Below are 20,286 nucleotides of genomic sequence, written 5' to 3'. Positions count from 1 at the left end.
GGGGTTTTGTAGGGGCGCCATTTATGGCGACCAATCACACCAACCGCACTTAACCCAAATCCGCCATCAACACTTTTGAACGGCGCTGATAGTTATACATCTGCTTCTTGCTCTCAGGCAGCGACTCAATATCCACCGGCGTAAAGCCACGCTCCTGGAACCAGTGAATGCTGCGCGTGGTTAACACAAACAGCTTCTTCAGCCCCATCTGACGTGCCTGCAACGCCACGCGATCCAGCAACAGTTCGCCACGCGACGAGCTGCGATAATCCGGATGCACCGCCACACAAGCCATTTCACCAATCTGCTCGTCCGGGAACGGATAGAGCGCGGCACAGGCGATGGTCAGGTTGTCGCGCTGAATAATGGTGAACTTATCAATCTCCATCTCCAGCTGCTCGCGGGAACGACGCACCAGAATCCCTTGCTGCTCCAGCGGGCGAATCAGCTCAAGAATGCCGCCGATATCGTTGATGTTGGCGCGACGAATCTGTTCGGCTGACTCCATCACAATCTGGGTACCGATACCGTCGCGCGAGAACAGTTCTTGCAGCAACGCACCATCTTCCTGATAGCTAATCAGGTGGCTGCGACGCACGCCGCTGCGGCAGGCTTTTACCGCGCCACGCAAGAAACGCACGGTGCCCGAAAGGAAATCGCCATCGCTTTCCATCTCATCGATGCGCGCCTGGGCTTCGTTCGGGAACAGTTCAGAAATAATCGTGCCTTCGCGATTGGTCACGCCCTGTTCAGAGCAGAAACCAATCATCTTCTCGGCTTTCAATTTGATCGCCAGCTGCGTCGCCACTTCTTCAGACGTCAGGTTGAAACTCTCGCCGGTAACAGAAACCGCCACCGGACCGAGCAGCACAATCGCGTCGTTGTCCAGTTGACGATGAATCGCTTCTTCATCAATACGACGAATACGGCCGCTGTGGCAGTAATCAACGCCATCATCCACGCCCAGCGGCTGCGCGATAATGAAGTTGCCGCTCACCACATTAATGTGCGCACCTTGCAGCGGCGTGTTGTTGAGGCTCATCGACAGACGCGCGGTGATATCCAGCTGTAAACGACCTGCGGCTTGCTTCACCAACTCAAGTGACTGCGCATCGGTCACGCGGGTGTGTTTGTGGTAAATCGGTTCCAGCTGTTGCTGGGCCATGCTGGCGTCAATTTGCGGACGCGCACCGTAAACCACCACTAAGCGAATGCCGAGGCTATGCAGCAGACCGATGTCATTAACGATGCTTGAGAAGTTCTCATGCTCGATGGCCTCGCCACCCAACATGATGACAAAGGTCTTGTCACGATGGGTATTTATATAGGGAACGGTATGGCGAAAACCCTGAACCAGTTCTGTACTGCGTTCCTTCACGGCAAAGCCCTCTGTGCATGTTTATTCGTAATTTTCGTATTTTTATGCTCTTTTGCCCCTTATTGCAAGCGCCGGGCCTGACGTTACTTTACGATTTTCCTGATGCAACACGCGCTAACAGCCTGCATTATCTGGTTTTTCCGGCAAGACAAGACAATTCTCATCGAACAAAGTTTTCACTTTCTTGCCATCAAGTGACGATTTTTTAGACATAACACAGCAGTTGGAGCGGCATGTCCGAAGCTTTCACACGACGACGATTATTACAGGGCGCAGGCGCACTATTAATGCTGAGCGTCACACGCACCGGGCTGGCTGCCAGCCAGCATATTGTGGCGGTGCGCATCTGGCCATCATCGACTTACTCCCGCGTTACACTGGAATCCAACGTTCCCCTCAAGTACAAGCAGTTCACGCTGAGTAATCCCGATCGTCTGGTTATTGATATTGAAAATATGCACATCAATCCGGTCCTGAAAGGGGTCGATAAACTGGTGCGCGTGGACGATCCCTTCATCAAAACTGCACGCGTCGGCCAGTTTGATGCCAACACGGTGCGACTGGTGCTGGAACTGAAGCGCAGCACGGCACCTAAGACTTTCACCCTAGCGCCAGTGGCGGGCATCAAGCACCGCTTAGTGGTCGATCTCTATCCTAATCAGCAATCACGGGAAGAGGATCCCCTACTGGCATTACTGCAGGATTACAATCAGGGCGATCTGGATCGCGATCAGCCGGTGCAGGCGGCGCTGCCGGGGAAAGCGGGGCGCGATCGCCCGATTATCATCATGATCGATCCCGGACATGGCGGTGAAGATCCTGGCGCGCATGGCAAATACAAAACGCGTGAGAAAGATATCGTGTTGAAGATTGGTCGCTATCTGAAGGCGCTGATTGATAAAGAGCGCAATATGAAAGCCTATATGACGCGCAATGAGGATGTGTTCATCCCGCTGCGTGTCCGCGTAGCAAAAGCGCGTAAGCAGCGCGCGGATCTGTTTATCTCGATCCACGCCGATGCCTTCACCAGCCGTGCCGCACGCGGTTCATCGGTGTTTGCGCTCTCAACCAGCGGCGCAACCTCTGCGGCGGCACGCTTCCTCGCGCAAACGCAGAATGAAGCCGATTTGATTGGCGGCGTCAGCATGAGCGGCGATCGCTATCTCGACCACACCATGTTCGACATGGTGCAGCGGCAAACCATTAGCGACAGCCTGAAGTTTGGCAAAGAGGTGCTGTCGCGCATGGGGCATATCAATCACCTGCACAAGCGCACGGTCGATCAAGCCGGATTTGCCGTACTGAAAGCGCCGGATATTCCCTCGATTCTGGTGGAAACCGCGTTTATCAGTAATGTGGAAGAGGAGCGCAAGTTGCGCACATCGCGCTATCAGCATCAGGTGGCTGAGGCGATTCTGCATGGTATTAAGGCGTATTTTGATAAGGGTGCGGCGCTGGCGCATAGATAATGAAAAAACGGATGGCATATGCCATCCGTTGAGTTTCATTCAAACCGGGGCTTACGCGTATTGCGCGTACTGCGGTTCTTCCGTGATTGATGATGTGAAGGAATCTGAGTTAAGTTCTACGCCGGCAGAAAGGCTTTCTGTGCTCAACTCTGCCTGGGTCAGAATCAGTGCTGGTGCTTCTTGCTGCTCGCTGATCTCGGCGAAGAGCGATGCTTCTTCGTTGATCAACAATTCATTCAGAGAGAATTGGTTGAATGCTTTACCGGCAGCGATTTCTGGCTGGTCATTAGTGTCATAAACATCGGTAACCGCATTAACGCTAAAGCTGCCCCAACCCCAGTAACCACCGGATGCCTGCGGTGCCGCGATGCTGAAGGCGAATGGCTCGCTAACCTGGTTATTAGAGTGTGCGGTCAGGAGATGTTGACCCGCTTCAAGCTCACTGCTTATTTCATAAATCCATTTACCGCTGGCATCAGCCTGCGCATAACCAATGAATTTTGAACCTTCTAATAAGACAACATTCGCGAAAGGCTCACTTTTACCACTGATCCACGGAGTGGTATCTGAAGACTGACCATTATCAGGGATGATATCGAATGATTGACCGTCAATGAGATGATCAATCACCAGCGGTTGCTCAATTGAAGAATCTGCACCGATGGTCAATGTATATTTAGCGGTTTCACCATTCACTCGAACTTCAAAAGTGTGTGTGCCTGCAGCAAGATCTTTAAATGGTGTAATGGTCCATTTGCCAAAGCCGTTAGTGACCGAACCACCAATAGGCTCATTACTGCCTTCAATGAATAAATAAACATAAGAGTTAGGTGATGCTTCACCTGAAAAACCTGGGCGTGAATCGCTGGTGACACCATTCTCAGGAATGGTGCTTGCTGTTAAATAATCAAAGGCACCCGTGAACGTTACAGGATATTGAGCAGGCGCGGTATCAATGGTGATATTGAAATCTGAGCTAAATTTGCCATTAACGAATGCGCGGATATTATGGCTGCCATCAGCAATATCAAATTCTGGTGTGATCTTCCAGTTGCCATAGTTATCACTGTAGCCATGGGCAATAACATTGTTGCTTTCATTGACAAGCGTTACCAGCGAGTTTGCAGGACCTTTTCCGCTAAAGGTTGGACGCGAATCATCGGTAGTTTTGCCTTGCTCAATGATACCTTTATGAATGCCGACATCATCATAAACTTGAGTTATTTCAACGGGAATAGGGCCATTGTTTCCCTGAACCACAATGTGAATAGGTTCTCCGCCTGAAAAACCGAAACCTTCTTGCTTAATGGTGAAGTTGTGAGATCCAGCATTAAGCACATCTGACAAATCAGCAACCCACACGCCTAACTTGTTTGATTCAACGGTTTTGATTAACTTACCATTGTCATAAATTTCAATTTTTTTATATCCATTGGCAAATCCTGACAATGATAGTGTACCGGTGTTATCAACTGAACCAGGGTTAATAGATGACCATAGAGAGTCTACTTTATGGCTAATGTTATCGAGATAGACTGTACCATTTGGAATATATGGCTTCCAACCGAACTGTGTTTGATAATAACCGGAATATTTGTATCCATTAGTATAAGCCATTTTTATTTCTCACTGTGTCATGACAACACACCTTGTGTTATCTATGCCAGCAGTATGTAAATTATTCAGGCTGGAGAGATTGAGATTTGTCCCGATAAAAATTAACTAAAATGTTTAGAGTGTTGTTTTTAATTAAACAAATCAGGGTGTTTAAGAAATTTTCAGGATAATAAACGTGTTGGAGTGAACTGAAGAAAGAGAAAAAGAGGAGTGTTGAGGATGATGAAGGGCATTCTTAAAAACAAAAAAACACCCGTTAAGGTGTTTAAATGATTGGTTGCGGGGGCCGGATTCGAACCGACGACCTTCGGGTTATGAGCCCGACGAGCTACCAGGCTGCTCCACCCCGCGTCCGTCTGTCGCATTAAGCGACTTTTCACATTGTATTCTTCTTAAGACAATTGGTTGCGGGGGCCGGATTTGAACCGACGACCTTCGGGTTATGAGCCCGACGAGCTACCAGGCTGCTCCACCCCGCGTCCGACTGACGCGTTACACACACTTCACATTGTCTCTTCATTTAAGAAGAATTGGTTGCGGGGGCCGGATTTGAACCGACGACCTTCGGGTTATGAGCCCGACGAGCTACCAGGCTGCTCCACCCCGCGTCCGTGGATGCGCACTATACTCTGGACGCGCGGCGATGCAACCCCTTTTTGAGACAAAACGCCAAATTTACAGTCAGTTGATGAATAAACTCGCCATCGGGCGAATTATTGTACAGATGTGAGCGTGACCGCTTAGGGCAGATTTCAATCTCTCTGTCCCTTTGCTATCTTCGCCGGGCAAACAATCGATAAAAAGAGAAGGTTATGAAAGGACATTGGGCGAAGTATGCACTTACTGGCGCATTTATCGCGCTGTTAGCGGGCTGTAGTTCTAAACCGACCGATCGCGGTCAACAGTATATAGATGGCAAGCTGGAGCAACCGCTCGGGCTGGTCAATCAGCCGAACGCCAAAGGGCGTCCGGTGAACGGTAAGGACTTTGGCGATCAGGTGGTGCAGATTCAAACCGCCTCGTCCGGCCTGTTTGGGCGCAACAACGGCACCTACAGCGCGGTGCAAAACTGGCTGCTGTCCGGCGCCGATACGCGTCAGCTTAATCAGTTTGGTTTGAATGCCTATCAGATGGAAGGCACCGACAATTACGGTAACGTGCAATTCACCGGCTACTACACGCCAGTTGTGGAAGCGCGTTATACCCGTCAGGGCGAGTTCCAGTATCCGATTTATCGTATGCCGCCGCGTCCGCGCGGACAGAAGCTGCCGAGTCGCGCTTCTATATATAGTGGCGGGCTCGACGATCGCTACATCATTGCCTACAGCAACTCGCTGATCGATAACTTCATGATGGATGTGCAAGGCAGCGGCTACGTTGATTTTGGTGATGGCCGTCCGCTGCGCTTCTTTGGTTACGGCGGCAAAAATGGCTGGGCTTACCACAGCGTCGGTAAAGAGCTGATCGATCGCGGTGAAGTAAAGCGCGAAGATATGTCGATGCAGGCGATTCGTCAGTGGGCGCAAGAACATTCGCCACAGGAAGTGCGTTCGGTGCTGGAAACCAACCAATCCTTCGTCTTCTTTAAGCCGGAAGAGTATGTACCGGTGCGCGGTGCCAGCGCGGTTCCGCTGATTGCCAAGGCCTCTGTTGCCTCCGATCGTTCACTGATTCCAGCCGGAACCGTGCTGTTAGCCGAAGTACCGCAGCTGAACGAGAAGGGCAAGTTCAATGGCAAATATGAGATGCGCCTGATGGTGGCGTTGGACGTGGGCGGCGCGATTAAAGGCCAGCACTTCGATATCTATCAGGGCGTTGGCCCGGATGCGGCGCATCTGGCCGGTTTCTACAACCATTATGGTCGCGTCTGGGTGCTGAAAGCCGCGCCGGGTACCGGTCAGCCGGTGTTTAGCAACCCACAAAATGGCAACAACGGTTCGCTGCTGTTAGGTTCTAATTAATGTCCCGTTTTAGCGGAAAGGTTTGGTTATGACAGTAGTAAGCGACGCCTGGCGACAACGTTTTGGCGGCACGGCGCGTCTCTATGGGCAGGACGCGCTACAGCGTTTTGCCGACGCGCATTTTTGCGTGATTGGTATTGGCGGCGTGGGTTCATGGGCGGCGGAAGCGCTGGTGCGCACCGGCATCGGTAAAATTACCCTGATTGATATGGACGATGTCTGCATCACCAATACCAACCGCCAGATCCATGCGCTGCAGGGCAAAGTGGGCCAGGCGAAAACTGAAGTGATGGCGGAACGTATGCGCGCCATCAATCCGGAATGCGAAGTGATCTGTATCGATGACTTCATCACGCCGGAGAATACCGCCGAACTGTTATCTGCGGGGTTTGACTACGTGATTGATGCGATTGATAGCGTGCGGCCCAAAGCCGCGTTGATTGCCTGGTGTCGTCGCAACAAGATCCCGCTGATTACCACCGGCGGCGCGGGCGGCCAGATCGATCCCACGCAGATCCAGGTTAGCGATCTGGCGAAAACCATTCAGGATCCGCTGGCGGCTAAGCTGCGTGAGAGATTGAAAGGGGATTTCGGCGTGGTGAAGAACAGCAAAGGCAAGCTCGGTATCGACTGCGTGTTCTCAACGGAAGCGCTGATGTATCCGCAGCCGGACGGCAGCGTGTGTACTTCACGCTCCACCGCAGAAGGTCCGAAACGTATGGATTGTGCCGCCGGATTCGGAGCGGCGACCATGGTGACCGCCACTTTCGGGTTTGTGGCGGTTTCTCACGCGTTGAAGAAGTTTCTGGCGAAAGCGGCGCGTCAAACAGCCTGAGTATGCTGACGTGCAGCCCGTTGCACCGCATCCGCCAGCGCCTGTAAGCCGCTGCTGCGCGAGGCACTCAGCTGCGCACGTAGCCCTAACGTATCAAACAACGCCAGCGGATCTTGCTGCAGCAAGTCGGCTGGTGTTTTGCCTTCCACCGCCGTCAGCAACACCGCCAGCAATCCACGCACGATCCGTCCTTCGCTGTCGCCATAAAAGTGCAGCGTGCCGTTGTTCAACAATTGGCTGCTGAGCCACACGCGATTTTCACAGCCCGTAAGCTCGATATCCGGCGTTTTCAACTCTTCCGCTAACGCAGGCAGCTGGCGGCTAAGCTGGATCAACTGACGATAGCGATCTTCCCACTGATGAAAATGGGTGAATTTTTCCGTCAGGCTGGCTGCGGTAATCAGATCGCCGAACGGATGCGGGGCGAGCAGAGTTGATGTCATGGGCTTATTCACTCAGTAAGTCGACGGCATGGCGCATGGCGCGCACCAGCGCATCCACGTCCTGCAAATTATTATAGGGGGCGAACGAGACGCGCAGCGTGCCGGTTACGCCAAGCGCCGCCATCAGCGGCTGCGCGCAGTGCTGTCCGGCGCGTAACGCGATGCCGTGCTCAGCGAGCAGCGTGACGATGTCGCTGTGATGAATGCCGGCAATATCAAACGCCAGCAGGCTGGCATTGCCACAGCGAAAGCTGCGGAAACCGGGGATCTCGCTCAATTGCTCTTCGGCCAGACTGGCCAACTGCTGGCTCCACATTTCAGCCTTTTTGCCATCATGTTGCGCCAGCCACTCCAGCGCGGCACTCAAACCCACCACGCCCGCAACGTTTGGCGTTCCGGCCTCAAAACGCCACGGCACTGGCTGCGGCGTGAAACCGTTAAAATCGACCTGCGTCAGCATTTTGCCGCCGCCTTGCCACGGATCCATCGCCTCCAGCAATTCCGCCTTGCCATACAGCACGCCAATGCCCATCGGGCCGTAAAGTTTATGGCCGGAAAAAGCATAGAAATCAATATCCAGCGCCTGCACATCTGGCGGACAATGCACCACGCCTTGTGCACCATCAACCATCACTTTGGCGCCGGCGTCATGGGCTAAACGGATCGCCTGCGCCAGATCCGGACAGCCGCCAGTGACGTTCGACATCTGGCCAACGGCTAACAATCGGGTGCGTGAATTGAGCAACGCCGGCAGCTGCACGATATCCGGCAAACGATCGGCGCCCAGCGGCCATTTCACTACTTTCGCGCCCGCCGCTTTTGCCACCATCAACCACGGCACCAGATTGGCGTGGTGCTCGGCTTCGCTAACCACGATTTCATCGCCAGCTTGCAGTCGCGGCGCCAGCCAGCTGTTCGCCACCAGATTGATCGCTTCGGTGGTGCCGCGCGTCCAGACAATCTGCCGATCGTCCGCAGCATTGAGCCAGCGCGCCACTAAACCGCGCGCCTGTTCGTACTTTTCCGTCAATGCGCGGGCGGCAGCGAACTGGCTGCGATGAACGGTGCCAGCGCTTAAGCTGTAGAACTGTGCGGTGGCGTCGATCACCGCCTGCGGCTTGAGCGCAGTGGCGGCGCTATCGAGGTAGATACCGGCATCGCTCATTGCGGGGAACTGCTGGCGGAAGGCGCCTGGGGAAAAAATGGTCATACTCAGCCCACTGTTAATCATATTAGGACCAGGCTGAAAGCTGGCCCGTTGCCTGGCAAAGCTGGAAAAGCGCGTTATGCTAATTATTGCAAGGTTTGAACCGAAACCCGCATAACGCGTCGCTATTCACAGTCGATTTCACTGGCGCTACCTTTGGTGAGCGCATGCGGGTGGTTTAATGCAATCAATCTGCAAGGAGATAGAAGATGAATAAACTCACCGCAGTGCTGGCCGTATGTACTCTGGCCTTTACCCTGTCCGCATGTTCCAGCAATTACGTGATGCACACTAACGATGGTCGCACCATCGTCGCCGATGGCAAACCTAAAGTTGATGACGAAACCGGTATGATCAGCTATCAGGATGCCAATGGCAACAAGCAGCAGATTAACCGCTCTGACGTCAAAGAGATGGTAGAGATGGGGCAGTAAACGGCAGTAAGAGATAAAAAAAAGCACCGCAATTTGCGGTGCTATTTAAAATCACTATGGACAGACAGGGTAAATCTACAGGAATTAAAAGCTTGATCTGCAAGCGTCAGATCAAAATGCAAACACAACATCACGACCACAAGCCAAAAGCTCTCCAAAAGTCTGCGATCTCTCGCACGTTTCCAGAAATCTTTTCGTTCCGGCTCAGGAAGTGCGGCAACTATAGGTATTTGCTGGAGCTTCCTCAACGGACAAATTATAATGTCTCGGATTAAAAAAACTAATACGTAGCGACTTTGTATAAGTTGAAGTATTACCTTATCAATCCGGATACGGAAAACCATGTCTAAACGCCTTCCGCCGCTCAATGCTTTACGCGTCTTCGATGCTGCTGCCCGTCATTTGAGCTTCACCAAAGCCGCTGAAGAGCTGTTTGTTACCCAGGCTGCTGTCAGCCATCAGATCAAATCTCTGGAAGATTTCTTAGGTTTAAAGCTGTTTCGCCGGAGGAATCGTTCGCTTTTACTGACAGAAGAAGGTCAAAGCTACTACTTAGACATCAAGGAGATTTTCTCCGCCCTGAACGATGCCACGCGCAAGTTGCAGGCGCGCAGCGCCAAAGGTGCGCTCACCGTCAGTTTGCTGCCGAGTTTCGCCATTCAGTGGCTGGTGCCTCGCCTTTCCAGCTTTAATATGGCTTATCCGGGCATCGACGTGCGTATCCAGGCGGTGGACCGTGATGAGGAGAAATTGGCGGACGACGTCGACGTGGCGATTTTCTACGGTCGCGGCAATTGGCCAGGCCTGCGGGTTGAGAAATTGTATGCCGAATATTTGCTGCCGGTCTGCTCACCAATGTTGCTGACCGGCGACAATCCGCTCAAATCACCGGCTGATTTGGCGCACTGCACGCTACTGCATGATGCATCGCGCCGCGACTGGCAATCCTATACGCGCCAGCTGGGTTTGCAGCACATTAATGTGCAACAGGGCCCGATCTTCAGCCACAGCGCCATGGTATTGCAGGCGGCGATTCATGGTCAGGGCGTGGCGCTGGCGAATAATGTGATGGCGCAGAGTGAGATTGAAGCCGGTCGCCTGGTGTGTCCTTTTAATGACGTATTAGTCAGTAAAAATGCTTTTTATCTGGTTTGTCATGACAGCCAGGCAGAACTGGGTAAAATAGCCGCCTTTCGTCAGTGGATCCTGGAAAAAGCGGCCAATGAACAAGAAAAATTCCGTTTTCGCTACGATCACTAATGCGTTGCTGGCTGCACAGTGATGTGCGCACTACCTTGAGGATTCTTTGATGTCCAGTCGTGCCATGTTTGTTTTTGCTGCTATCAGTGGATTTTTACTGGTGGCGTTTGGTGCTTTCGGGGCGCATGTGCTGAGCAAATCGCTCGGCCCGGCCGAAATGGCGTGGATACATACCGGCCTCGAATATCAGGCGTATCACACGCTGGCGGTGATCGGCTTGGGTGCCGCCATGCTGCGCCGCGCCAATATCTGGTTTTACTGGAGTAGCGCCGCGATGGCGCTGGGTACCGTGTTGTTCAGTGGCAGCCTCTATTGTCTGGCGCTGTCGCACATGAAGTTTTGGGTTTTTGTTACGCCAGTGGGCGGCTTGTGCTTCCTTATTGGCTGGTTCTTGATGTTGATTGGCGCACTGCGTCTGAAACGAAAGGCAGATCGCCATGAATAAAGTTTTACTCTATTGCCGTCCGGGATTTGAGAAAGAGTGCGCGGCAGAAATCAGCGCGAAAGCAGCTGAGCGCGAGATTTACGGCTTCCCGCGCGTCAAAGATGACTCGGGTTACGTGCTGTATGAGTGCTATCAGCAGGAAGACGCTGAAAAGCTGATCCAAACGCTGCCGTTTGCCGAGCTGATCTTTGCGCGTCAGATGCTGGTGGTGGGAGAGCTGCTGCGCGATTTGCCGCCAGAAGATCGCATCACGCCGATTGTCGGCATGCTGACCGGTGTGGTGGAGAAGGGCGGAGAACTGCGGGTTGAAGTGCCGGATACCAATGAAGCTAAAGAGCTCACCAAGTTCTGCCGTAAATTAACCGTGCCGCTGCGTGCCAGCCTGCGGGAAAGCAAAATCCTGCTTAATTACGAAACGCCGAAGCGTCCGGTGGTGCATGTGTTCTTTATTGCGCCGGGCACCTGCTACGTTGGCTATTCGCTGCCGGAAAACAACTCGCCGTTCTACATGGGTATTCCGCGCCTGAAGTTCCCGTCCGATGCGCCGAGCCGTTCCACACTCAAGCTGGAAGAGGCCTTCCACGTGTTTGTGCCTGCGGATGAGTGGGATGAGCGTTTAGCCAGCGGCATGTACGCCGTCGATCTCGGCGCTTGCCCCGGCGGTTGGACCTATCAACTGGTGAAACGCAGCATGTGGGTATTTGCGGTGGATAACGGCCCAATGGCGCCAAGCCTGATGGATACCGGACAAGTCACGCACTGCCGCGAAGATGGTTTTAAATTCCGTCCGCCGCGTACCAATATCAGCTGGCTGGTGTGCGACATGGTGGAAAAACCGGTGCGCGTAGCAAGCCTGATGACCGAATGGCTGGTGAATGGCTGGTGCCGTGAAGCAATCTTCAACCTCAAGCTGCCCATGAAAAAGCGCTACGAAGAAGTGACGCAGAACCTGGCGATGATTGATGACGCGCTGAAAGCGCAGGGCATTAATGCCCAGATTCAGGCGCGTCAGCTGTATCACGACCGCGAAGAAGTGACCGTTCACGTACGCCGGTTGTGGGCAGCGGTGGGCGGCCGTCGCGACGAGCGCTAATCCTGCTTCATACTTTGCACTACAGCGGCGTTGGCTGTGTTTGCTCGCCCCGGTCACATACTGATGTATGCTCCCGGGGACTCGCGCACTTGCCGCCTTGCTGTAGCGCAAATTATTTCGCAGGACTTCTGTTTTGTAGGGTCGCCATTTATGGTGACCTGGTGCGCATGAATGCGCACCCTACAACGCCTTATATCTCAATGTATTGAGATTGCCTTGCAATACCAAATCCCGTTTTAACGTCGAGACTTTTCGGCAGATTTCGGCCATTTCCCGCTGTTCCTGCAATTTCCCCTGCCACTTGCTCGGCACCTGATCCCATTGCTGATAGATCGCATCCAGCGAGCCAAACTGCATCAATAACTCGCGGGCACTTTTTGGGCCAATGCCGGGCACGCCAGGAATTTTACTGCTGCTGATTCCGCACAATCCCCAGTAATCGGGCAACTGCGTGGGCGAAACGCCAAACTCTTGCTCAATAAAAGGCACATCCAGCCAGCGCTTCTGGAAATAATCGCGAATGCGAATGTTGGGAGCCAGCAGCTGGCAATAACCTTTATCGGTAGAAACAATCGTTGCCTGATGACCGGCGTCAGCCATTTTCACCGCCAGCGTGGCGGCGAGATCGTCGGCTTCGTCTAAATCGGCCACCCAACAGCTGACGCCAGCGGCGCGGAAGGCGTCCTGCAGCGCGGGCATCTCCAGATGCAAATCTTCCGGCATTGGCGGGCGACCCGCTTTGTAATCCGGCAAAAGTTGATGGCGCCAGCCAGGCTGACGCTCATGGCTATCAAACACCGCCACCACATGCGTGGGCTGGGTATGTCCTAATAACTGATGCAAAGCAGCAACGCAGCTATCGCGGCACGGCGATCCCTGAACGGCGTGCAGACGGCGAATCAGATTGAGTGCATCAATGATAAGAAGATGAAACGACATAGCGATAGCGGCAGCCCGCAGGCTGCCTTCCTGGTGGGTTATTTGATGATTTCGTAGCAAGGCGTGTAGGCGCTGCCCGGCAGCTTCATGCGCTGCTGTGCGACAAAGCCTTGCAACAGCTCATCCATGCGGTGCATGAGATTGGCATCGCCGTGCAGCTTGTATGGACCTTTCTCGCGAATTTCACGAATCCCGATCTCTTTAACGTTACCCGCGACAATGCCGGAGAAAGCGCGACGCAGATCGGCCGCCAGCAGCTCGGCAGGTTGATCCGGAAACAGCTTCAGGTTTGCCATATTCTCGTGCGTCGGCAGGAAGGGCACCTGCAATTCGGGGGCGATACGAATCGACCAGTTGAAGCTGTAGGCATCGCCGGTTTCGCGACGATATTCTTTCACCTGCGGCATGGCTTTTTTCATCAGACGCGCCACTTCAGCGGCATCATCAATGATGATTTTGTAGTGCTTGCGTGCGCCTTCACCCAGCGTGTTGACGATGAAATCATCCAGTACGCGGAAGTAATCGGCGCTCTCTTTGGGTCCGGTCAAAATCAGCGGAAGTACCTGATCGCTGTTATGTGGATTCATCAAAATACCCAACAGATAGAGCAGCTCTTCTGCCGTGCCCACGCCGCCAGGGAAGATCACAATGCCGTGAGCGATACGCACAAAGGCTTCGAGACGTTTTTCGATATCCGGCATGATGATCAGCTCATTGACCAGCGGATTCGGTGGCTCTGCGGCAATGATTGAGGGTTCGGTCAGGCCGATAAAACGACTGTCATGATAGCGCTGCTGCGCATGGCCAACGGCGGCACCTTTCATCGGGGCTTCCATCACGCCAGGCCCGCAACCAGTACAGATGTTGAGTTCGCGCAGGCCCATTTGCGTGCCGACGTTGCGGCAATATTGGTATTCCACCGCATTGATCGAGTGACCGCCCCAACACACCACGGTATTCGGGTATTCACCAATATGCAGCGCACGCGCGTTACGCAGAATCGAAAACACCTGATTGGTGATATGCGCAGAGTCTTCCGGTTCATCGTTCTGGCAGCGTTCGGTCGCTGCCAGTTGTCCGTTCACAAACAGGATGTCGCGCAGCACGGCAAACAGGTTTGCCTGCAGCGAGCGGATAATACGGCCATCAACAAACGCCTCTTCCGGCGGGTTGATGAGTTCAAGTTTCACGCCGCGTTCACGGCGCAACACGTTGATATCAAAGTTTTCGAAACGCGAAAGCAATTCCTGGCTGCTGTCGGTTTGGCTGCCGGAGTTGAGTACCGCAAGTGAGCAGTTACGGAACAGCTGATAAAGGTCGCTGCTGGCAGTGCGCTTCAGCATGTCGACTTCAAGCTGGGAGAGCAGATCCATCGAGCCAAGCGGGCTGATATGTGTAATCAAGAGAACTCCTTTACACGCAAATGCGTGGCTGATGACGCTGCGCTTAACTTATTAACGCAGCGACGAAAATCCCTGGTCGCGCATGCTTCAATCGCGCCTTCAACAGAGTAACGTTGTCCGCCGTGAATGCTCAAGAGGAACCGCGCATCCGTGCAGCGGCCTGCGAGGCGTCTCGCAATCTGTTACTGGCGAACCAGGCGGGAAAAACCGGGAGAGAAGGGCACGTTACTGCGCCACGGATTAATATCCAGACCGCCGCGCCGCGTGTAACGTGCATAAACGGTTAATGCTTCTGGCTGACAAAAGCGCTGAACATCGTTAAAAATGCGTTCAACGCACTGCTCATGAAACTCATTGTGCTGACGGAATGAGATCAAATAACGCAGCAACGCTTCACGATCGATACGCGGGCCTTTGTAGCGGATCATTACCGAGCCCCAATCGGGCTGATTGGTGATTAAGCAGTTTGATTTCAGCAGATGGCTAACCAGCGTTTCTTCAACCATCTCGCGGCCAGCAGCCTGCACCAGATAATCTGCGTTGAAGGCGTAATCGTGGATTTCGATATCCTGCTCATCAATTACTTCGCCAGTGAAGTGGCCGATCGGCTGGCCTTCCACTTCGCTGAGACGAAACAGGGCCACGCTGACCTGACCCTTCGCGCAGGCGCTGAGATCGCGCTCTAGCGTCTGGCGCACTTCGCCCCAGTCGGCGAAAACTGTCTGATTAAAGCTGTTAAGATAGAGCTTGAAACTCTTCGACTCGATCAGGTTTTGGCTATCGGCGCTCAGCACCACTTCGCCCACCGCCACCTGCGGAACGCCTTTGCTGTTGAGCCAGGAGAGTTCGTATAGCGTCCAGATATCTGCGCCAGTAAAAGGCAGATTATCGGGATACAGCCCAAGCGGCTCACGATTCAGGCTGCGCGGCACGGATTGCAACAGCGTGTTATCGTAACGATCGACATAAGCCGTGGGCTTACCTAAGGTCAGGCCGCTTAATGCCTGATCCCGGTTTTCAGAAGACATAACGGTTACCACTAAATTTCATCAAAGTGGTTAAGTGTAACCTAACACCTGCGAGAATATGAATGATGCAGCAAACCGTAGATGCTCTGCGTGAGTTTACCGCCCGCTACGTTGAACATTGGCAGCAACAAACCGGACATTTTCCCGCCAGCGCCGATCTGCTTGGCGTTCCTTCCGACTGCATCATCAGCACGCTGGATGACCGCGTGTTGTGGCAGCCGCAGCCGTTTACGTTACCGGCCACGCTTGAAGCGGTAGAGCGTGCACTGGATCTGCAACTGCAACCGGAAATCAGTGCGTTTTACACCACGCAATTTGCCGGCGATATGACGGCAACCTTAGAGCAGCGACCAATTACACTGCTGCAGGTATGGAGTGAAGCGGATTTCACCCGCCTGCAGGAGAACCTGATCGGTCATCTGGTTATGAAGCGCCGCTTAAGACAGGCACCAACTTTGTTTATTGCCACCACCGATTCAGAGAATGATGTGATTGCGCTGTGCAATCTTACCGGTGAGGTCATTCTGGAGGAGCCTGGCACTAAAAAGCGTGAAGTGTTGGCGCCATCCGTTAAGACATTTCTTAATGCTTTACAACCGGTTACTCAGTGATTTGCAGATTTTCAGGCTGCACTTTGTGAGAGATCTCTCACGTCTCGTGTGAGAGATCGCTAGATCATCGTGCAGACTTCTGGAAGCCGTAAATGTAAAAATATTGTGAATCATGAACTTATGGCATCAATCTGAAAATTAAGACAGGGCTTAATCCATTAACGCTTCTTACTGGCTTGTTATTGCGATGGTTTCTGGGAGAATAGTCACCACTGGCAGGATGCTGGGGATTAAGAGACGTTCAGGAGAATGTCAGCCAAGAGGCAGGAACGTAACGGAGTTTACGACACAAGGAAGGCTTCAGGATGAAGCAGGACACTCAGGATTGAGTCAGGGACACCTCCAGGACGGAGAATGAGAGCCACGCGGAATGTGGCGGGCCAGGATGCTAAGGACCAATGTCATGATGACAAGCGACGGAAAGCGCAGGAAAAGTTGTCATGGATGAGCAGGGAGCACAGCAGTAGCTGGAATGCTGCAAACGAAAACCGGGAGCACTGTAATCACAGTGCTCCCTTTTTTTATGCCATTTTTGCGCCGGGCGTGACTGATGGTATGCTTGCCGCCCAATTTTTCTCTGGAGGTGGCGCATGTCGTCGCAAATGATTTTTCAGCGCCTGCAGCAGGTCGAAGCGGTGATGCGCGAACACGGCCATTGGCAGTCACAATCCCCCGAGGCGAGCGCCTTCGCCAGTACCGAACCTTTCTGTCTCGATACCATGGAGCCGCTGAAATGGCTGCAATGGGTATTGATGCCGCGCTTTTATGCGCTGCTCGAAAGTGGCGCGCCGTTACCGCAGAATTTCGCTATCACACCTTATTATGAAGTTGCATTGCCAGCCGACACCGCGGGCTATGCGGCATTATTGCTGACGCTCAATAAGTTTGATGCGCTGTTCCAGGAACCTTCCGCCTGATGCTCGAAATCCTTTATCAAGATGAGTGGCTGGTCGCCGTTAATAAGCCAGCCGGTTGGCTGGTGCATCGCAGCTGGCTCGATCGCAACGAAAAAGTGGTGGTGATGCAAACGGTGCGCGACCAGATTGGTCAGCATGTCTTCACCGTGCACCGCCTCGATCGCCCAACCTCTGGCGTGTTGCTGATGGCCTTATCGAGTGAAGTCGCCCATTTACTGGCGCAGCAGTTTGAACAGCATCAGATGCAGAAAACCTATCATGCGGTGCTGCGCGGTTGGCTGGAAGGCAGCGCAACGCTGGATTATCCGCTGGTGGAAGAGCTGGATAAGATTGCCGACAAATTCGCCACTCAGGAACCTGTTGCCCAACCGGCAGTAACGGATTACCGGGCGCTGGCACACGTTGAGATGCCGGTCGCCATCAGCCGTTATAACACCGCGCGCTATACGCTGGTGGAGATGGCACCGCACACCGGCCGTAAACATCAGCTGCGTCGCCACATGGTGCATCTGCGTCATCCGATTATTGGCGACAGCGCGCACGGCGATCTGCGACAGAATCGTGGTGCGGCGGCACATTTTGGCCTTAATCGCCTGATGCTGCACGCCAGCGCACTTAGCTTTACCCATCCCGTCACCGGCGAGCCCTTAGTGATTCGCGCCGGGTTGGATCGTGTCTGGCAGCAGATGCTTGAGCAATTTGGCTGGCAGGATCAGATCCCTGATGTTCCCAGGGTTGAGTTTGCCATTGATGCAGTCCAGGATAAGCCAACAGAATAAAGGAGCGGCAAGATGGCAAAGATTGGCATTTTTACAGGTACGGTTTACGGCAATGCGCTGCTGGTGGCTGAAGAAGCACAGACGGTGCTGGAAGAGCAGGGCCACGAGGTGAAGGTGTTTGAAGATCCGTCGATGGCGGATTGGCAGGCATACAGCAAAGAGGTGGTGCTGATTGTCACCTCAACTACCGGCCAAGGCGACTTCCCGGATAACATTGCCCGCCTGTATGTTAAGGTGCGCGATGAGCTGGGTTATCAACCCGAATTGCGTTACGGCGTGATTGGCTTGGGTGATAGCAGCTATGACAATTTCTGCGGTGCCGGTAAAACCTTCGATGCCACCTTGCAGGAGCAGAGCGCACAGCGCATCGGCGAGGTGCTGCTGGTGGATGCGACGGAAGATCCGGAGCCAGAATCAGTGACGTCACCTTGGGTTGAGAGCTGGGGTAAGTTGCTGTAATGGGTGAGGTCGCCATGAATGGCGACCCTCCAGAAGCGTTGTAGGGTTGGCATTCATGCCAACCTGGTCATCACGTCACCGGCGCCGGATTAAATACCGCCAGCTGATTACGAATCCCCCAACGATCCGACCACGTCTGCTTACGGCCGCTGGCAATCTCCAGAATCAACTCAAACAGTCGCCAACCGACCTGTTCAATACTCTCTTCGCCCGTCGCAATAGTTCCGGCGTTAATATCCATCAAATCATGCCAGCGCTCGGCCAGCGCATTGCGCGTTGCCATCTTAATCACCGGAATGGCGGCTAAACCGTAAGGCGTGCCGCGCCCAGTGGTGAAGACCTGCAAGGTAATACCCGATGCCATCTGCTGCGTGCCACAGACGAAATCGCTGGCTGGTGTTGCTGCATAAATTAGCCCGCGTTTGGTAGGGCGCTGACCTGGCGATAACACTTCAACAATTGGGCTGCGACCTGACTTCGCAATCGAACCCAGCGCTTTCTCCACCACATTCGCCAGCCCGCCTTTTTTGTTGCCCGGCGAGGGATTGGCGCTGCGATCGGTTTGGCCCTGGCTGAGATAATCGTCATACCACGCCATCTCTTCCAGCAGTCGTTTGCCGACCGTTTCATCCACCACGCGCGGCGTCAGCAGATGAATAGCATCTCGCACTTCAGTCACTTCCGAGAACATCACCGTTGCACCGCAGCGCACCAGTAAGTCGGAAGCAAATCCCACGGCGGGGTTCGCCGTTACGCCGGAGAAAGCATCGCTGCCGCCGCATTGTGTGCCGATCACCAGCTCTGATGCTGGACAGGTTTCGCGCTGGCGCTGATTAAGTTTTTTCAGATGTCGTTCGGCGACCTGTAGAATTTCATTCACCATCGCGCCAAAGCCGACCAACCGCTCATCCTGCAACCGCACAATGTCGTTGTCATCCAGCGAAATCGCCTGCACGTCCGGTGTGCCGGTCAGCAATCGTTCCGGCTGTAATTTCTCGCAGCCGAGGCTGACGATCATCACTTCGCCACCGAAATTGGGATTCAGTGCCAGGTTATGAATGGTGCGAATCGGCACCACGGCGGCGGGCGCATTGATTGCCACGCCGCAGCCATACAGATGATTCAGCGCCACCACGCCATCGACATTGGGATAGCGCGGCAGCAAATCACGCTCAATGATTTGCACCACATAATCCACCACGCCTGCCACGCAGTGAACGCTGGTGGTGATACCGAGCAGGTTACGCGTGCCAACGCTGCCATCCGCGTTGCGATAGCCTTCGAAGGTATAACCTTCCAGCGGCGGCAGCGCGGGCGGCACATTGTTTGCCAGCGGCAAACTGTTGAGCGGTGGCGCTTCGGGCAGCGCCACCAGTGATTCTTCAATCCAGCTACCTTGTGGGATCGGACGCAGCGCGTAGCCAATCACTTCACCGTAGCGCAGGATTGCGCCCGCTTGCGGAATGTCACTCAGCGCGACTTTATGTCCCTGCGGCACATGCTCCGTCAGTTGCAGTCCGTCGTCGAAACGGGTGCCGGACGGCAATCCCTGATTGTTGACCACGATCGCCACGTTATCGGCATCGTGCACTTTGATATAGAGCGGTTTTTCTGTCAGAGGACGGTTCATTGCTCACCTTCCAGTTCGTCGCACTGTACTTAGCAGCGCGGTTTAAAATACGTCCATCACGTCATCGTTTTTTGCCAGCCTCAGTATATGCAGGGGTATTTGCCGTATGCATTGTGCAACTGACTGGCTTTAAGGAGATTTATCAGAGGATTTTGGTTCGTTTATCCAAACGCAAGTGAAGGGACTCACAAACTGCTATTGGCCTGTACGTTTACCAGGCAAAATCGCGGTGGAAAAAAGCGTTCCGTGAGCCACGCCGCAGCGTTATGTGCAGATGCCATAAAATCATTCTCATTCGCCCTTCATCCTCATGCGTTCTTCCAGTGTTTCGCCTCCAGGCTGTTCCTATACTGATTCTCGTTCTTCAACGTTAGGTTA

Annotated in this window: 19 protein-coding genes and 3 tRNA genes; 11 read left to right on the top strand and 11 right to left on the bottom strand. The window is 53.6% G+C overall.

Going from position 1 to position 20,286, the window contains the following annotated elements; translation table 11 throughout:
* Window positions 1-49: 49 nt before the first annotated feature.
* The gene (gene argA / locus ACXIZX_RS14835; protein ID WP_265299340.1) at window positions 50-1,378 is read right to left on the bottom strand and encodes an amino-acid N-acetyltransferase; all 1,329 of its coding nucleotides are present in this window, start codon (window positions 1,376-1,378) and stop codon (window positions 50-52) included.
* Between the two features lie 233 nt (window positions 1,379-1,611).
* On the opposite strand from argA, the gene amiC reads away from it, so the two are divergent.
* Entirely contained in the window at window positions 1,612-2,847 is a 1,236-nt protein-coding gene (amiC, locus tag ACXIZX_RS14830; protein ID WP_479404433.1) for an N-acetylmuramoyl-L-alanine amidase AmiC, read from the top strand.
* A 51-nt stretch (window positions 2,848-2,898) separates the two neighbouring features.
* Here amiC and ACXIZX_RS14825 read toward each other — a convergent pair whose 3' ends face one another.
* The 4 genes from ACXIZX_RS14825 to ACXIZX_RS14810 form a co-directional block, all read right to left on the bottom strand.
* Window positions 2,899-4,464 carry an Ig-like domain-containing protein gene (locus ACXIZX_RS14825; RefSeq protein WP_479404432.1) on the bottom strand — a complete coding sequence of 522 codons (1,566 nt, stop codon included), beginning with the start codon at window positions 4,462-4,464 and terminating at the stop codon, window positions 2,899-2,901.
* Window positions 4,465-4,738: 274 nt separating this feature from the next.
* A tRNA-Met gene (locus ACXIZX_RS14820) sits at window positions 4,739-4,815 on the bottom strand.
* 51 nt (window positions 4,816-4,866) lie between these two features.
* Window positions 4,867-4,943 (bottom strand) — tRNA-Met (locus tag ACXIZX_RS14815).
* A 52-nt stretch (window positions 4,944-4,995) separates the two neighbouring features.
* Window positions 4,996-5,072, bottom strand: a tRNA-Met gene (locus ACXIZX_RS14810).
* Between the two features lie 204 nt (window positions 5,073-5,276).
* On the opposite strand from ACXIZX_RS14810, the gene mltA reads away from it, so the two are divergent.
* Both mltA and tcdA read left to right on the top strand, forming a co-directional pair.
* Window positions 5,277-6,425 (top strand): murein transglycosylase A, encoded by a 1,149-nt coding sequence (mltA, locus tag ACXIZX_RS14805; RefSeq protein ID WP_008109581.1) that lies wholly within the window; start codon window positions 5,277-5,279, stop codon window positions 6,423-6,425.
* A 28-nt stretch (window positions 6,426-6,453) separates the two neighbouring features.
* A complete protein-coding gene (tcdA, locus tag ACXIZX_RS14800) occupies window positions 6,454-7,260 on the top strand; it encodes a tRNA cyclic N6-threonylcarbamoyladenosine(37) synthase TcdA (RefSeq protein ID WP_061719905.1) in 807 nt (268 codons plus the stop codon).
* On the opposite strand, the gene csdE is transcribed toward tcdA, so the two are convergent.
* Both csdE and csdA read right to left on the bottom strand, forming a co-directional pair.
* Entirely contained in the window at window positions 7,248-7,703 is a 456-nt protein-coding gene (gene csdE, locus ACXIZX_RS14795; RefSeq protein WP_061719906.1) for a cysteine desulfurase sulfur acceptor subunit CsdE, read from the bottom strand. The two genes, tcdA and csdE, sit on opposite strands and share 13 nt — an antisense overlap.
* Window positions 7,704-7,707: 4 nt before the next feature.
* The gene (gene csdA, locus ACXIZX_RS14790) at window positions 7,708-8,913 is read right to left on the bottom strand and encodes a cysteine desulfurase CsdA (RefSeq protein WP_479404431.1); all 1,206 of its coding nucleotides are present in this window, start codon (window positions 8,911-8,913) and stop codon (window positions 7,708-7,710) included.
* A gap of 206 nt (window positions 8,914-9,119) precedes the next feature.
* Here csdA and ACXIZX_RS14785 point away from each other — a divergent pair, with 206 nt between their 5' ends.
* The 4 genes from ACXIZX_RS14785 to rlmM all read left to right on the top strand — a co-directional run bounded on the left by ACXIZX_RS14785 (window position 9,120) and on the right by rlmM (window position 12,142).
* Window positions 9,120-9,344, top strand: a complete 225-nt coding sequence (locus ACXIZX_RS14785) for a YgdI/YgdR family lipoprotein (protein ID WP_008109575.1) — start codon at window positions 9,120-9,122, stop codon at window positions 9,342-9,344.
* Window positions 9,345-9,686: 342 nt separating this feature from the next.
* Window positions 9,687-10,604 carry a transcriptional regulator GcvA gene (locus ACXIZX_RS14780; RefSeq protein ID WP_008109573.1) on the top strand — a complete coding sequence of 306 codons (918 nt, stop codon included), beginning with the start codon at window positions 9,687-9,689 and terminating at the stop codon, window positions 10,602-10,604.
* Between the two features lie 49 nt (window positions 10,605-10,653).
* Window positions 10,654-11,049 carry a DUF423 domain-containing protein gene (locus ACXIZX_RS14775; RefSeq protein ID WP_008109570.1) on the top strand — a complete coding sequence of 132 codons (396 nt, stop codon included), beginning with the start codon at window positions 10,654-10,656 and terminating at the stop codon, window positions 11,047-11,049.
* The gene (gene rlmM, locus ACXIZX_RS14770) at window positions 11,042-12,142 is read left to right on the top strand and encodes a 23S rRNA (cytidine(2498)-2'-O)-methyltransferase RlmM (protein ID WP_061719908.1); all 1,101 of its coding nucleotides are present in this window, start codon (window positions 11,042-11,044) and stop codon (window positions 12,140-12,142) included. The genes ACXIZX_RS14775 and rlmM overlap by 8 nt, the downstream gene beginning before the upstream one ends.
* Before the next feature lie 180 nt (window positions 12,143-12,322).
* Here the strand turns inward: rlmM and xni are convergent, their stop codons facing one another.
* From xni to queF, 3 genes are all read right to left on the bottom strand, one after another.
* The gene (gene xni, locus ACXIZX_RS14765) at window positions 12,323-13,081 is read right to left on the bottom strand and encodes a flap endonuclease Xni (RefSeq protein ID WP_479404430.1); all 759 of its coding nucleotides are present in this window, start codon (window positions 13,079-13,081) and stop codon (window positions 12,323-12,325) included.
* Window positions 13,082-13,119: 38 nt separating this feature from the next.
* A complete protein-coding gene (gene ppnN, locus ACXIZX_RS14760) occupies window positions 13,120-14,484 on the bottom strand; it encodes a nucleotide 5'-monophosphate nucleosidase PpnN (RefSeq protein WP_154192345.1) in 1,365 nt (454 codons plus the stop codon).
* A 182-nt stretch (window positions 14,485-14,666) separates the two neighbouring features.
* A complete protein-coding gene (gene queF, locus ACXIZX_RS14755; RefSeq protein ID WP_479404429.1) occupies window positions 14,667-15,512 on the bottom strand; it encodes an NADPH-dependent 7-cyano-7-deazaguanine reductase QueF in 846 nt (281 codons plus the stop codon).
* Window positions 15,513-15,574: 62 nt separating this feature from the next.
* Between queF and syd the strand changes: the two genes are divergently transcribed.
* The 4 genes from syd (at window position 15,575) to ACXIZX_RS14735 (ending at window position 18,278) form a co-directional block, all read left to right on the top strand.
* Window positions 15,575-16,123 carry a SecY-interacting protein gene (gene syd, locus ACXIZX_RS14750; protein ID WP_008101379.1) on the top strand — a complete coding sequence of 183 codons (549 nt, stop codon included), beginning with the start codon at window positions 15,575-15,577 and terminating at the stop codon, window positions 16,121-16,123.
* A gap of 590 nt (window positions 16,124-16,713) precedes the next feature.
* Entirely contained in the window at window positions 16,714-17,040 is a 327-nt protein-coding gene (locus ACXIZX_RS14745; protein WP_479404428.1) for a YqcC family protein, read from the top strand.
* Entirely contained in the window at window positions 17,040-17,819 is a 780-nt protein-coding gene (gene truC, locus ACXIZX_RS14740) for a tRNA pseudouridine(65) synthase TruC (protein ID WP_277967180.1), read from the top strand. The genes ACXIZX_RS14745 and truC overlap by 1 nt, the downstream gene beginning before the upstream one ends.
* A 12-nt stretch (window positions 17,820-17,831) precedes the next feature.
* The gene (locus tag ACXIZX_RS14735; RefSeq protein ID WP_008101384.1) at window positions 17,832-18,278 is read left to right on the top strand and encodes a flavodoxin; all 447 of its coding nucleotides are present in this window, start codon (window positions 17,832-17,834) and stop codon (window positions 18,276-18,278) included.
* A gap of 70 nt (window positions 18,279-18,348) precedes the next feature.
* Here the strand turns inward: ACXIZX_RS14735 and garD are convergent, their stop codons facing one another.
* Window positions 18,349-19,908 (bottom strand): galactarate dehydratase, encoded by a 1,560-nt coding sequence (gene garD / locus ACXIZX_RS14730; protein ID WP_479404427.1) that lies wholly within the window; start codon window positions 19,906-19,908, stop codon window positions 18,349-18,351.
* Between the last annotated feature and the right edge of the window lie 378 nt (window positions 19,909-20,286).

Source organism: Candidatus Pantoea symbiotica, assembly GCF_056491525.1.
The sequence above is the reverse complement of the archived record's forward strand: the minus strand, read 5'-3'. Positions and strand labels throughout refer to the sequence as shown.

Excerpts from the sequence above, each read along its gene's own strand:
- queF (WP_479404429.1), bottom strand. The coding sequence starts at position 15,512 with ATGTCTTCTGAAAACCGGGATCAGGCATTAAGCGGCCTGACCTTAGGT.
- mltA (WP_008109581.1), top strand. The coding sequence starts at position 5,277 with ATGAAAGGACATTGGGCGAAGTATGCACTTACTGGCGCATTTATCGCG.
- amiC (WP_479404433.1), top strand. The coding sequence starts at position 1,612 with ATGTCCGAAGCTTTCACACGACGACGATTATTACAGGGCGCAGGCGCA.
- tcdA (WP_061719905.1), top strand. The coding sequence starts at position 6,454 with ATGACAGTAGTAAGCGACGCCTGGCGACAACGTTTTGGCGGCACGGCG.
- syd (WP_008101379.1), top strand. The coding sequence starts at position 15,575 with ATGATGCAGCAAACCGTAGATGCTCTGCGTGAGTTTACCGCCCGCTAC.
- ACXIZX_RS14775 (WP_008109570.1), top strand. The coding sequence starts at position 10,654 with ATGTCCAGTCGTGCCATGTTTGTTTTTGCTGCTATCAGTGGATTTTTA.
- csdA (WP_479404431.1), bottom strand. The coding sequence starts at position 8,913 with ATGACCATTTTTTCCCCAGGCGCCTTCCGCCAGCAGTTCCCCGCAATG.
- ACXIZX_RS14785 (WP_008109575.1), top strand. The coding sequence starts at position 9,120 with ATGAATAAACTCACCGCAGTGCTGGCCGTATGTACTCTGGCCTTTACC.
- ACXIZX_RS14735 (WP_008101384.1), top strand. The coding sequence starts at position 17,832 with ATGGCAAAGATTGGCATTTTTACAGGTACGGTTTACGGCAATGCGCTG.
- truC (WP_277967180.1), top strand. The coding sequence starts at position 17,040 with ATGCTCGAAATCCTTTATCAAGATGAGTGGCTGGTCGCCGTTAATAAG.
- ACXIZX_RS14825 (WP_479404432.1), bottom strand. The coding sequence starts at position 4,464 with ATGGCTTATACTAATGGATACAAATATTCCGGTTATTATCAAACACAG.
- csdE (WP_061719906.1), bottom strand. The coding sequence starts at position 7,703 with ATGACATCAACTCTGCTCGCCCCGCATCCGTTCGGCGATCTGATTACC.
- ACXIZX_RS14745 (WP_479404428.1), top strand. The coding sequence starts at position 16,714 with ATGTCGTCGCAAATGATTTTTCAGCGCCTGCAGCAGGTCGAAGCGGTG.
- rlmM (WP_061719908.1), top strand. The coding sequence starts at position 11,042 with ATGAATAAAGTTTTACTCTATTGCCGTCCGGGATTTGAGAAAGAGTGC.
- xni (WP_479404430.1), bottom strand. The coding sequence starts at position 13,081 with ATGTCGTTTCATCTTCTTATCATTGATGCACTCAATCTGATTCGCCGT.
- garD (WP_479404427.1), bottom strand. The coding sequence starts at position 19,908 with ATGAACCGTCCTCTGACAGAAAAACCGCTCTATATCAAAGTGCACGAT.
- ACXIZX_RS14780 (WP_008109573.1), top strand. The coding sequence starts at position 9,687 with ATGTCTAAACGCCTTCCGCCGCTCAATGCTTTACGCGTCTTCGATGCT.